Origin of the sequence: Exiguobacterium sp. s130, from assembly GCF_018619055.1 — a bacterium.
Lineage (GTDB): Bacteria > Bacillota > Bacilli > Exiguobacteriales > Exiguobacteriaceae > Exiguobacterium_A.
In genome coordinates this window covers 125,984-138,839 of the sequence record NZ_JACSNI010000001.1, presented here as the reverse complement: position 1 = coordinate 138,839, position 12,856 = coordinate 125,984, and the positions used below count along the sequence as shown (strand labels likewise).

The 12,856-nt window shown below is 46.7% G+C and carries 12 protein-coding genes; 3 read left to right on the top strand and 9 right to left on the bottom strand.

Annotated elements, in window-relative coordinates; translation table 11 throughout:
* Window positions 1-12: 12 nt before the first annotated feature.
* The 3 genes from HZS85_RS00730 to HZS85_RS00720 all read right to left on the bottom strand — a co-directional run bounded on the left by HZS85_RS00730 (window position 13) and on the right by HZS85_RS00720 (window position 5,524).
* Window positions 13-3,312: a hypothetical protein gene (locus HZS85_RS00730; RefSeq protein WP_214852151.1), complete on the bottom strand. Its 3,300-nt coding sequence runs from the start codon at window positions 3,310-3,312 to the stop codon at window positions 13-15.
* A 497-nt stretch (window positions 3,313-3,809) separates the two neighbouring features.
* Window positions 3,810-4,220, bottom strand: coding sequence for a hypothetical protein (locus tag HZS85_RS00725; protein WP_056064263.1), 411 nt, complete (start codon window positions 4,218-4,220; stop codon window positions 3,810-3,812).
* 62 nt (window positions 4,221-4,282) lie between these two features.
* On the bottom strand, window positions 4,283-5,524 hold the full coding sequence (locus tag HZS85_RS00720) for a UDP-glucose dehydrogenase family protein (protein ID WP_214852149.1): 1,242 nt from the start codon (window positions 5,522-5,524) through the stop codon (window positions 4,283-4,285).
* A 111-nt stretch (window positions 5,525-5,635) separates the two neighbouring features.
* Between HZS85_RS00720 and HZS85_RS00715 the strand changes: the two genes are divergently transcribed.
* Window positions 5,636-5,887: a hypothetical protein gene (locus HZS85_RS00715; RefSeq protein WP_251137776.1), complete on the top strand. Its 252-nt coding sequence runs from the start codon at window positions 5,636-5,638 to the stop codon at window positions 5,885-5,887.
* Window positions 5,888-5,954: 67 nt separating this feature from the next.
* On the opposite strand, the gene HZS85_RS00710 is transcribed toward HZS85_RS00715, so the two are convergent.
* From HZS85_RS00710 to HZS85_RS00685, 6 genes are all read right to left on the bottom strand, one after another.
* Window positions 5,955-6,380: a helix-turn-helix domain-containing protein gene (locus HZS85_RS00710; RefSeq protein ID WP_214852147.1), complete on the bottom strand. Its 426-nt coding sequence runs from the start codon at window positions 6,378-6,380 to the stop codon at window positions 5,955-5,957.
* A gap of 116 nt (window positions 6,381-6,496) precedes the next feature.
* Window positions 6,497-8,077 (bottom strand): SdrD B-like domain-containing protein, encoded by a 1,581-nt coding sequence (locus HZS85_RS00705; protein ID WP_214852141.1) that lies wholly within the window; start codon window positions 8,075-8,077, stop codon window positions 6,497-6,499.
* A 354-nt stretch (window positions 8,078-8,431) separates the two neighbouring features.
* Window positions 8,432-8,746, bottom strand: coding sequence for a four-helix bundle copper-binding protein (locus HZS85_RS00700; protein WP_214852139.1), 315 nt, complete (start codon window positions 8,744-8,746; stop codon window positions 8,432-8,434).
* Window positions 8,747-8,842: 96 nt separating this feature from the next.
* The gene (locus HZS85_RS00695; RefSeq protein ID WP_214852137.1) at window positions 8,843-9,265 is read right to left on the bottom strand and encodes a hypothetical protein; all 423 of its coding nucleotides are present in this window, start codon (window positions 9,263-9,265) and stop codon (window positions 8,843-8,845) included.
* 7 nt (window positions 9,266-9,272) lie between these two features.
* Complete coding sequence (gene fabZ / locus HZS85_RS00690) at window positions 9,273-9,695, bottom strand: 3-hydroxyacyl-ACP dehydratase FabZ (protein ID WP_029342716.1); 423 nt, start codon at window positions 9,693-9,695, stop codon at window positions 9,273-9,275.
* Between the two features lie 28 nt (window positions 9,696-9,723).
* Window positions 9,724-10,020: a DNA-directed RNA polymerase subunit beta gene (locus HZS85_RS00685; RefSeq protein WP_214852135.1), complete on the bottom strand. Its 297-nt coding sequence runs from the start codon at window positions 10,018-10,020 to the stop codon at window positions 9,724-9,726.
* Window positions 10,021-10,425: 405 nt separating this feature from the next.
* Here HZS85_RS00685 and HZS85_RS00680 point away from each other — a divergent pair, with 405 nt between their 5' ends.
* Together HZS85_RS00680 and HZS85_RS00675 are read left to right on the top strand one after the other, a co-directional pair.
* Window positions 10,426-11,796: a copper amine oxidase gene (locus tag HZS85_RS00680; RefSeq protein ID WP_214852133.1), complete on the top strand. Its 1,371-nt coding sequence runs from the start codon at window positions 10,426-10,428 to the stop codon at window positions 11,794-11,796.
* 108 nt (window positions 11,797-11,904) lie between these two features.
* Complete coding sequence (locus HZS85_RS00675) at window positions 11,905-12,837, top strand: class F sortase (RefSeq protein WP_214852131.1); 933 nt, start codon at window positions 11,905-11,907, stop codon at window positions 12,835-12,837.
* Window positions 12,838-12,856 lie beyond the last annotated feature (19 nt).

Sequence of the window (12,856 nt, the reverse complement as noted above, 5' to 3'; positions counted from 1 at the left end):
GGTTCACGTTCCTTAGTTCAATCCGAGAAGAACAGCTTTCTCGTAACCACCAGTCAAGACAGAGTTGTCATACGACTGAAGATCTTTGTTGACGACGATGACGTTCGACAACGTTTTCAGCGTACCAGCTGGGACTTTGATCTTCACGATATCAAGCCCGTTCGATACGATGTCATCTGAGTCAGCAAGCGAAATCGTTGTTCCGACCGGAAGTGCTTTTCCGTTTAGGACATAATTCGCTGTACTTGTCGCATCGTACATACCAGAGTACTGAACGCCCTCTGTGAATTTGATGCGAATGACATCTTTCTCGTTTTTCTCATTAGCAGTGACCTTAAGGATTTTAAATGGCGATAAGACTGGTGTTGGTGGTGTTTTCATAAGTTTGAAATCATGTGTCGCTGTCGCAACTGTGTTGCCGACATCATCCGAAAGTGATTTGACGACGACTTTCCACTCTTCACCATAACCTTCCATGTCAACAAGCTTTTGTAGATTCTCGTTTGCTGCGACGCGGAAGTTTTTGTCTGTTGTATCCGTGTAATTAAGGACCGAACCATCGATTGTAACGATTTTTCCGTCTTTGTTTTTACCAATGAATTCAACAGTTGTCTTTGGAGGTAAGACTACACCATCACTATTAATGAGTGGCGTGTTGTACTCATCGAGATCGCGGATTTTAACAGGCTCACTCATCATAACAACGAAATCATTACTTGGTGCTAAGCGATCAATCGTGTTAATCTCAGCACTCTTCAGATCTGGTGAATTAAGAGGAGAACCATCATAGTTCAAATCAAGCACGAGTGCGTCATTTTTCTCTCCATTCGCTTCAGCCTGAATCGCATCTTTCGCGAGTGTGATGCGGAATTTATCGTTGTAGTAGTTTTCTTTCGTGTTGATGGTATCATAGATTTCCGTCCAGTCCTTCATCAACTCGATGACTGCTTCGCCCGTCTCTTTGTTATACGACGTGACGTCGACATATTTGCTGAAGTCTTCATATTTCTTCGTATTCGAGTTGTAACGCTCAAACTTCAATTCATTATCAAGCAATGCTAAGATGTTCGCTTTTTTAAGACCTTTACTGAACATGATACGGAATTGTTCAGGCGACTCAACTACAACACCAGCTGTCGGTTTAACCGTGTCTGCTGCAACTGTGAAGTCAAGGTTTTGAGTCGTACCGATATTCGTTTCATCAGAAAGCGCTGCATAGTCGTAAATGCTTGATACTTGAAGTGAGTGTTTACCCGCTGCGAAGTAACCTTGTTTAAGACCTGGATAGTTATCTTTTAAAGTGATTTTGACTGTATCGCGGCGATCGACACCCATTTTATTATCAAATCCATAATGGAGGACGTCGAAGTACTTCCCGCCGTACTGACCGTCGATTTTGAAATCAGCCGTAGCAACAGATTCAGAGAATTTCACTTCGAGTTGATTCAACCCTACAGCCTTAACAGAAGTGACTTCAGGCTGACGAGCATCTGTTAACTTGAAGCTTGCTTTTGATTTGACTTCTGTATCCGTGTTGCTCGTGATTTTCGCTGTCAGCTTAACGACTGCGTTATCTTGGAGTGGTGTTTCTTTGTCCAAGATCAACTCGAATGCTTTTGGATTCGAAGGAACTGCTTTGACACCGATGACACGTTTTGTTCCCTCGAATTGTTCGATTTGGATGTTATCGTTTGCGAGGTAATCTTCTTCATGAAGACCTTGCATGACTTTATCGAGTCCAAATGATTTAAGAAGAAGTTCACGTGAGACGGCTTTATCGAGGAAAATCGTCACACGATCTGCTTGGTTCGACTCAGCTGCAAGAACATTGATCATCTCAATTGGAGTAGGCGTCACAGCGATCGTGCTGAATTTGACTTTCGTTTCTCCAGCAATCTTACCGATTAGGTTTTTGTAGTCACCAGCTGCCGTTTCAATGATTTCTGCTTTGATGATTGCTTCGATATCTGTGTTACTGAATTCAGACGTCAACAGAACCGTCGCTTTACCGTCCTGGATCGTGACACGATCTTTCGCGAGAGCACCGAATGATGTCGACAATTTCAAGACGATATCATCTGCATTTTTATCGACTTCACCAGTCGCTTTGTTTTTAAGAGCGAATGTCACCTCCGTGTTATCTGCTCCGTTCGCAACGATTGTCGAAGCTTTTGGTGATACTTCTAGCATCCAGATATCTTCAACACTTTGTGTCATGAAGCTGAGCGAACCGAGATCCTTCGCGACGCCACCGACCATGATCCCTTTCGCGTCAACTGAGTAATCTTTACCATACTCGAGTCCTTCCACTTCAAGAACGGCTGACTTCTTGTCTGGGCTAAGTGTCGCGGATTTAACTGTCGCACCTGCGATTTTGAAGTTGTCTGCTGTGACAGAGTCAACGGCACGCGAGAATGAAACTTCGACTCTCTCTTTGCCGATTGCTTTTGCTGAAGCGAGGACTGTGCTTGCAATCGTGAAGTCCATCGCAGCTGATTTGACAGCGCCGACTTTGACGACATAGCTGTGTGTTCCTTCTGGAATACCACCTTGCGATGCCATGAACTTCCCTTTCGAGAGCGTTCCTTTTGCTACGATTGGTGTAGATGACATGTTTTTGCCTGGGTAGATCAAGAGTTCTGCCTTCGCGCCCACTGCTGGGTACATGACGTCTGCTTTGACTGAAAGCTTCTGATCATCAACGCTTCCCATGACGTTCGAGATGTTTGCTGCCTTAACTTCGTAGTTGATGTAACCTGTTACGACAGAGTTAGCACCTTTGTACGTGTAAGCTAATTTATATTTGCCTGCTTTTGAAGTCGATGGAGTTTTGAGGTTGAACTTGCTAATTGGGCGCTTGACGATGATACCTGATTTGTATTGAACGTTGATTGTGCTTGGCAATTGAACTTTTCCGCCAACAGCAACCGGTTCGAGGACTGGTTCGATGATATCTACGACATAGTTTTGAAGTTCGACTTTAAGAACTGCTTTCTTTGTCGTACCGGCTACCTTACCGTAGAGAACTTGGTATTTGTTGATGTATTTCTTTTCGAATTTGACAGAACCGCTCCACTTGACTGAGCGCATCTCATACTTACCGTTTGAAAGTTTGACTTTGACTTTCGTCGGAAGCGTCAATTTCTTGACTGCGTATTTCGAACCACCTGCATGTTTCATCAAGATTGGAGAGATGTATTTAACCGAGACCTTCGATGCTGCATCAGCAGCAACCGGAGCTACGACAGACGCCGTGACTGCAAGCGCAGCTGCAGCAGCGTACAATTTGTTCGTTTTCTTCGAATAACCCATGTTTACTATTCCTCCTCTTTTCTAACAAATCAAAAGCGAAAATCCCAATTTTAAATCTACAATATAAGTAAAATATAGAAATATTTTACTTTAGAGCAGTCAAAAAATTCTTTAGTCGTCTTAGGAGGAGTACGTTCTGTTTCACGTGCGATCATTCGTCTATCATCAAGACGATCTATCCGTGATTCATATGTATCCGATTGGGATGAACTAAAGACACTGCCAAAACCGCTTTAAAAAGCCATTTTTATTGTAGATTCGTGCACTCCACCATTTCGTTTTTGAGAATCGGTAAGAATGCTACACGTCAAATATACAAAACTAGAAAAGACGCCACAATAGATTTTTTGTAAAAAATAGGGGAATAGTAGTAAGTTAAAATATATTTATATAGGCTGTGCATGGAAATTAATTTTTGGATTTACCCCTTTAAAGAAAACGCTTACATTACATTAAATTTCTGTCTTGTTTTCGTTTTACTAAAATAAAGTTTGGTTTCATGAAATGAAATGATCCGCTTTTTCGATCGCTCGAAGAAATGATTCACGATGTAGACGATGCACATCATCGGCCCACATCTCGATTTTTGATCCACGTCGTTTGAGTTCAATCGGTAATCCACGACCAATCCAATCAAGTTGACGTTGCAAGACATGACGCTTTCGTCCGTCCTGTCGCTCGGCTTCCGTAAACTGGCGCAAGTACTGGAGGACATAACCGAACCCAAACTCAATCGGAATCCGCAGCTCCGCTCCCTTGTCTCGTATCCGGATGATACCCGCCCCGTAATGAATCGCCCGGAACAACTCCTCATTGATACGCTGATACCAGGTGCCTTGCGTCAGACAGTGCGGCTCTAGCGCTCCTTTTTTACCACTCGGTAAGACTGCGAAATAATCAATGACCATTCGTCTGCTCCTTTTCATCAAAAAATAGGTGAGTCCGCGTGGGGCTCACCTATCATGACAGGTCAAATGGTACGATTGTTCGAAAATGATTTAGAAGGGCGTCCAATACTTTCGTATTGAACACCACCCGGATGATCCATAAACGACCAACAGTTACGTCCATCGACGACACGTGGCTGACGCATCTGACGAATGAACTGCTCTGGTGTGATAAGACGGAGTTCTTCCCACTCCGTCATGATGACGGCAACATCTGCGTCCTGTAACGCCTCTTCGACCGTTTGCTTTTGGTCGAGTAGCGTCCGTGCAACAGGGTCATATCCGGTTACGATGACACCGAATTGCTCAAGACGTGTCGCTAGTCGTAATGCCGGCGCATCACGTAAGTCATCCGTTCCTGGTTTAAAGGCGAGACCGAGTAGCGCCACGCGCATTCCTGTCCGCGGTTGGATTTTTTGTAACACATAGTCCAGTTGTGCTTCATTTGTCTCATCAGCTGCTTCGATGACGTGAAGTTGCTGATCATGCTGACGAGCGAGCGTCGTGAGTGCTGCGATGTCTTTCGGGAAACAAGATCCGCCATATCCAGCTCCAGCTCGTAAGAACGAGGAGCCAATCCGTGGATCAAGACCGATGCCTGTTGCGACATCAGAGACATCAGCACCAACTGCATCTGCTAGTCGCGCGATTTCATTGATAAAACTGATTTTCACTGCTAAAAAACTATTCGCTGCATACTTCGTCAACTCTGCCGTCGTCGGATCGACTGCGACGAGAGGAGCGGTCGTCGCAAATAGTGTCGCAAGCTCGTTTGATAAGTCTTCATCATTCGTTCCAATGACGACACGGTGAGGATGTCGCATATCAGCGAGTGCTGTACCCTCCCGTAAAAATTCAGGCACCATTGCAAAGCGTAACGTTGGATACTGCATCGCCAGTTGCATCGTCGTACCAGGTGGCACTGTCGATTTAATGACGACAGCAGCACTTGGCGCGATTCGTTCAATATGGGCGACAACAGCTTCTACCGCCGATAAGTCGCAACTGCCGTCCGCTTTCTCTGGTGTTCCGACAGCGACAAGATATGTCTTTGCGACTGGATATTCCGTCGTGAACGTCATTCGTTGTTGATTCGCGATTAACGCTTCTTCGATTCCCTCTTCCTTAATCGGTGGGATTCCTCGTGTCAGTTGGGCCATCCGATCAGCGTTCAAGTCGACACATATCACGTTATGTCCATTTTCAGCTAGTCCAATGGCCGTCACAAGACCGACATATCCTGTTCCAATCACTGTCAGTTGCATTCCATCACGTCCTTCGATAGTTTCTCTGTCTCCACTATACGGGAGAGCAGAAGATTTGTGCATCGAAAAAGCTTTCCGAATACGCTATACTGGATTACGGGAATGGGAGGAATGCTCGTGGCTATTATTATCTTTTGCCTCGTCTGTCTCATTGCGTATCGGATCCGCAAGCTTCCCGAAGCACTACGGACGATTTTACTCATCCTCGGTTTACTCAGTGGATGGTTCGCGCTCTTTGAGATGATCGGCTTCATCGAAGCCAATCCGTACCTGGTCGCAATCCCGATTGGACTGGGACTTGCCTACTGGTACTGGAAACGTAAAAAGAAACACGCAAACGACAAAACCCCTTCCGCCTCGTGAAGTGGGTTTTTCTTGTAGCGAAACGAAAAAAGCGATGTCTCCTATATCGGGGACATCACTTTTGTCTTTACGACTGGACTTTCCGTTCAATCGCTGCGATTTTTTCTTCAATCTCTAGTAACTTCAGTTCATGCTCGAGTTCAAGACGACGTTTTTTCCGTTTCAGGCGATCGAGTTCTTCCGCGAGTGACTCTGTCGACGCTTCCGGTTTCGATGGTGCCTGTTCCATCGATTGACGGAGTGGATCGAACAGGTTCGATTTTGCGAACTGCGCTGCTTCCGGTCCGAACATGTCTTGGATGAGTGGGAGAATCTTATTCATCGCCGTACCCGGAATTTGTGACTTCTGATCAACGAGACGTTTCAGTGCCAACTCATCGACGAGATACCCTTTTCCGTCCTGTTCGGCATGTAATTCACCTGTTCGAATCCAGCGACGGACCGTTTCTTCTGAGACGCGCAACAATTCACTGATCTGTTTTGTCGTTAACATCGTCATCCCTCTTTCCTTTTAGTAGTACCTCCACTATACACACATGTGTGCGTGTGTGTCAAAGAATACACACACCAAAAAAAAAGACCTCCTTGTAGAAGATCCCTTCGTAATGATTAAGCTCCACGACGAACGAGTAACCAAAGACCTACGACAGCAAGACCTGCTCCTGTTGCTGCGTATGGGAATGGTTTATCTTCGCCAGCTTGTGGTAATGTCTCCGTTGCTGTTGTTGTCGACTGTTTTGCCGCAGCATCGACTGCTTTGACTGGTGTTTTTGTTGACGTTGGTGTTGGTTTTGGCGTCGGCTTCGCGACCGGTTCTACTTTCGCAATTTCTGCGAGCAAGATCGTACCGAAGCTATCGTCTTCAATCGTCACACCTGCTTCCGGTGATTTCCGCTCAAAGTACTTCAACAACTCATCGACCATTTCTTGTTCTTCTGGCGTCAAGGCTTCTTCATCGCTCGCCATCAATTTCATCGCTTTTGCTTGCTGGGCGAATGACTCATAGTCTTCATACATTTCTTCATCCATATCTTCCATCAAAGCATCCATGTCCAGGTGATGCATCGCTTTGATCGTATAGCCTTCTGCGACTTCCGTCTTGACTGTGTACGTACCTGGATCGAGTTGGATCATCATCAAGTCATCTTTTGAAATCTTCTCTTGATAGACATCTTTGCCTGTGATGGCATCGGTCACCGTATACGTTGCAGGAACCGTTTCTTCATCGTAATCCGGTTTTTGGTTCCCGTTCGCATCCAAGAAGTTGACGACAGCTAACCAATGCTCGAACATACCGTCAAGCTCTTCGTCGCCGTAGAGACCAGCGTCGATCACTTCCGTTTGTCCTGCGACGAGACGGACTTTTTTCGTTCCCATGTCTTCGTCAACATCGGAATCGATCGCCCGGTCGTCACCGATGTTTTGCTCGGAATAGAAGTAGTAACCCATATCATATCCGTCGACTTCCACTTCATACGTTCCTGGCTTCAAATTCTTGAAGCTGTATGCGCCGTTCTTCGTGTAGGCTTCATCAATGACATCTTCGTTCCGATTCATCAAAGAGACGAGGATATCATCGAGACGTGTTTCCTTCTCTTGACGGATCCCGTCCTCGTTCTCATCGTACCAGATTGTTCCTTCGATCGTTGCCGTCGTCGGTGTTTCGACTGGTGTCGGTGTCGCGTCATCACCAGTCTCCGGTTTTTCAGTCGCTGGTTCTTCCGCTGTCGGCTCTTCTTTGACTGGATCTTCCTTCACAGGCTCTTCCGGTGTTGGTTCTTCCTTGACTGGTTCGTCAGTCGCTGGGTCTTCTGTGACTGGCTCATCCGTCTTTGGTGTCTCTGTCGTCGGTTCGTCTGTCGTCGGCTCATCTGGTGTAACGACTTTACCGAATTGGACAAGAACCGTCCGCTGTCCATCTGCTGAGACGACTTTGACGACAGGTGCCGTCTCCGCCGTGAACGTCACGACCGGTGTCTCTTCGATGTTGACGTCTTTTCCTGTCACGCCCTCTTCAAAGACAAGTGCTGTCTCCGACGTGATATCGACGATGCCTGCGCCCTTAAACGTTAACGTATACGGACCCGTGCCCGTTCCTGTGACATCCCACTCGACTGTTTCCGCGTAGACCGGTAGCTTCAGACCAAACGCAACGACGAGTGCCATCAAAAGTAAGCTTAATTTTTTCATAAGGGTATGTATGCTCCTATCGTGTTTTAATATTACCTCCCTAAATAGTAAACAAATCCGCCAAAAATAACCAGAAAAAATCTTGAATTTATTCTATTTTTTTATATTAAAAATGGGGCTGACTCATATGTCGTCCTCTACAAAGATAAGGGTGGCAGAATGATGATCCGCCACCCTTATCACGTAAAAAAAGAATGACGCGTCACACGCTACTCCTACAGGAAAAAGCGCATTATGCGCTTCAGAGACAAATAAGACCCGCTTTCCTGCTTGAATGAAGCAGGAAAACGGGCTTGTGTCTCTCCTGAGGAAAGGGCGTGAAAAGACGCGTCATTCTTTTTTGAGTCGGCCTCTTTACACAAGCTGACTACATGCTTGCGCGCATTCTGTACATGCTTTCGCACAAGCTTGGCAATGGTCATGATCATGTTTGCTACATTCAGTCGCACATGCCTCACAGATTTCTTGGCATGCCTTCGCAAGGACCGCGACATTTGCGCTGTTTCGAGCGATCGCTTGTAGTAATAAGCTACAAATATCGGCACAATCTCGGTCGAGTCGAATACAATCTGACATATGTCCGACATGTTCCTCGTTCAAGCAGGCATCAAAACAATGATTACAGGCGAGAATACAATCCGTCAGTCGTTGCTGTATTGCGTGATCCATATTGATTCCTCCTTTGTATAGGTTATGATTACCCTGATGACTTGAAACAAAACAAAAATAAGACAGCATTTGGAGCAAAATGCTCACCCTGCTGTCTTATTTAACGATCTCAAGCGGAATCTCGATCCCACGCCCTGCTCCTGCATCAATGATGAGGACCGGAAGACGCTGGTCATCGAAGACTTCTTTTTCAATCGTCGTATCGGACGTATAGGTCCGGATTTCCCCCATCTTCTTCGCTTGGAAGGAGACGAACGGAAACGGAATTGATTGATTGGCGACATCGAGGCGGATATCGACCTGTTGGTCATCGAGCCGAATGTCATTCGCTGTCCGGATGATGAGACGCATCCGGTCATTTTCCGTCAGCGTGACCTGTGCGGAAATGTTCTCGGTCTGCCCAGCACGCTTGACGGGATCAACGATGACCGTCGGGGAAGCGGTCTTCGCTTGTTCCGCGCGCTGACAACCCGGAATGACAAGTAAGGAAATCGCGAGAGGGATCAGCCAGCGTTTCATGTTGGCTTCACTTCATTGCAAACGTCAGTTCAGCAACACAGGCGACTTCCCCATCGACTGTGGCTGTGGCACGACCTTTACCGATTGGTCCACGGACCTTCGTCAATTCGACTTCGAGGCGGAGCTGATCCCCGGGAACGACTTGACGTTTGAAGCGGCATCCTTCAATCCCTGCGAAGAAGGCAAGCTTTCCTTGGTTTTCTTCCATCTTCAGCACAGCGAAGGCACCAACTTGTGCGAGTGCTTCGACGATCAAGACGCCAGGCATGACATTGTATTCCGGAAAATGACCATTGAAGAATTCTTCGTTCGCCGTCACATTCTTGATTCCAACGGCACGTTTGCCCTCTTCGACTTCTAAAATGCGGTCAACGAGTAAAAATGGATACCGGTGCGGAATGACTTCCTTGATTTGTTCGATCGTATACATATTCGACAGCTCCCATCACTGATTAAAATTAAGATTTCATCCAAAAATCGGTGATGCGGGTCCATGTGTCGAGCTTTAACACATCCATTGCCTCGCCACCACCAAACGTCGCATAACCCACCATTGCACCGACGATCAGTGCTACGACGATGAGAACGAGAACGATCAGTACACGTACGACGATCGGAACTCGGCGTGTCGAGTACGCACGAAGACGTCGCTCGGATTTGTGCTCCGGATTGCCGGTTTCCTGGTTCGAAGGCTGTTGCTTCTTCTTCAGGCGTTCACGCGTTGGCTGATCCGTGCCTGTTTGGTTTTGTACCATCTTGATCACCTTTCATTGATTCAGTCTGAGAACAGTATAGCATATTAGTACCTGGTATTAAATAGTTCCAAATTCGCTACAAAACGTGTTCCGCAACTAGTGTAACACGACCAGACAGGCAATTTCTCTAAAAAATTTTAGTTTGTGTATATAAGGAAGCAGAAAAACAGTTTCCCACGATCTGCGGTTTTTGGCGATTTTTTTAAATCCAAAATGAACGGCTCGGCGTAAGCTTTCCAGAACGACGCAGCAACGGGCCACCGGATGGCATGAAACATCACTTCAACAGTCTATTCAAAAAAATAAAACTTCATGCAATCCAAATCGACCAGTGATGCGTAAGCTATTCAGAACAGGCAAGAAACACCTACCAAATAAACCAAAAAATGAGAGGAATGATTTCAGATGAAACACACGAAAAAATTCGCAGCATCAGCAATGGCAGCAGCACTCGTACTACCAGGAACGGCAGCATTCGCTTCCGGTGGCGGAGAAGACATGAAACAAGATGCACCGAAACACGTCACGGTCAAAACGAAAGCCGCTGACCTTCGTGCCACACTCGATCAATTACTCTCTGAGCACTTCGTTCTTGCCGTCATGGACATGAAGAAACAATATGACGGTTCAAAAGACGCACAGCACTACGAAGCAGCACTTAAACAAAACGCACTCGACATGACACCAGCGATTGCTTCTGTCTATGGTGATGAAGGCGCGAAACAATTCGAAAAAATCTTCGTTGCTCACAACAAATATACGACTGACCTCGTCAAAGCCGTAAAAGCGAATGACCAAGACGGTATCAACGCTTCGAAGAAAGAAACAGAAGAGTTCGTACAAGATCTCTCAAGCTTCCTCGATACAGCAACGGAAGGTAAACTCCCGAAAGCAGCAGCTGAAGAAGTTCTCCGTGCGCACGAGGCAGACGTCTATAAAACATTTGAGCAATACGCAGCTGGTGACTACGAAGGATCGTACAACACGTTCCGCGAAGGATACAGCCGTATGTATGACATCTCAAAAGCACTCTCTGTTGCGATCACAACACAGATGCCTGAGAAATTCGACAACACGAAAGCTGACTCAAAAGCAGCCGATCTTCGTTCAACACTCAACAGCCTTGCCGCTGAACACGTCGCACTTGCCAACCTCAGCATGACAGCTGGTGTGGATAAAGCAAAAGACTACGATGCAGCAAACTGGGCTGAAGACATGCACACAGCGGACTTCAAAGCAGCCATCAAATCAATCTACGGTCAAGCCGGTGCTGATCAATTCGAACAAGTTTGGACGAAAAACCACATCGAAGCCCAAGCGAACCTCGTCACAGCAGCCGTCAACGACGACAAGAAATTGATGGGTGACGCGCAAGACATGCTCAAAATGTTCTCGAACGACTTCGGCGCATTCCTTGGTGCGGCTACAGAAGAAAACCTTCCAACAAAAGCAGCACAAGAAGCCGTATCCGGTCACGAGACGTACGTTCAAGACACATTCATGCAGTATGTGGAAGGCGACTACAAAGGTTCTGTCGACACATTCCGGGAATCTTACGCTTACATGTACGGCGTAGGGGCTAACCTCGGTGATGCCATCGTCAAACAATCACCAGAGAAGTTCATGGATGGTACTCCAGGATCAATGCCGAACACAGGTAACGGTGGTATGAGCGATAGCAACAACACAGCTGCAACAACTGGTGCGATCGCAGTATTCGGTCTTGCACTCGGAGCAGTTGGTCTTGTCCTCGCACGCAAACGTCAAAACGCCTAAGAAATTGGGTATACTCAAAATGGGTATACTCAAAAACAGGATAGCGATCCGCTATCCTGTTTTTTTACATAGAGGGAACCCCTTCTCTCGGAAAGGAGCTACGCGCACATGAACCGTTGGTTATTACCGGCGAGCATTCTTTTGATGGTCGCATCGGTCGGGACATTGCTGTTCCTCTTGTTCGGTCAATCAAAGCCGGACACGTCGAACATCACGCAAGGTGATGTTAAAACAGAATCCGCGGCCTCTTCCGAGACGAAGGAAGATCCGCTCAAGCCGTCAGAAATCTTTAAGAAGGAGTTCAAGGATCTCTCGACGACAGAGGTCGAGCTCCCAAAACAACTCTTCATTCCGAAACATGACATCAAGACGAAGGTCGAACAAGTCGGACTCGATCAAGATGGCGCGATGGCAACGCCTAAAAATGAACAACAAGCCGGCTGGTATAAGTTCGGTCCGCGTCCGGGTGATGTCGGGAACGCCGTCATTGACGGTCATACCGATACGAAGACCGGTCCCGCCATCTTCTATAAACTGCATGAACTAAAAAAGGGTGATCCGGTCGAAGTGACGGATGCTTCCGGGCGTAAGCTCGTCTTTCGTGTCAAAGAGCTCATCCAGTACGATCACTTAAAAGCACCACTCAAAAAAATCTTCGGTCCAGCCGATACGCGGAACTTGAACTTAATCACCTGTATCGGGACATACGATCAGAACCAAGGAACGTATGATAACCGCCTCGTCGTTTTCACGGAATTAGACGAAAAGGCATCAGATCCCGTCAAGACACCACCAAAACCAGCGACGAACATCCGTGTCAGTGGTGGATTCATCAACTGGTATGCCTCAACAGATGAGGATGTCGTCAAATACAACATCTATCAAGAGAAGGACGGAAAACGCAAAAAACTCGGTACAACGGAATCAATCGAGCGTAAAGCATTCCCGCTCCCAAAAGATGCAACAGGTCGTTTCGTCATCACGGCAGTCAGTAAAGCCGGAATCGAATCAGAGGATGCGTTCAGCGCCGTCCAAAAATGATAGCAGAGCAGGAACCAAC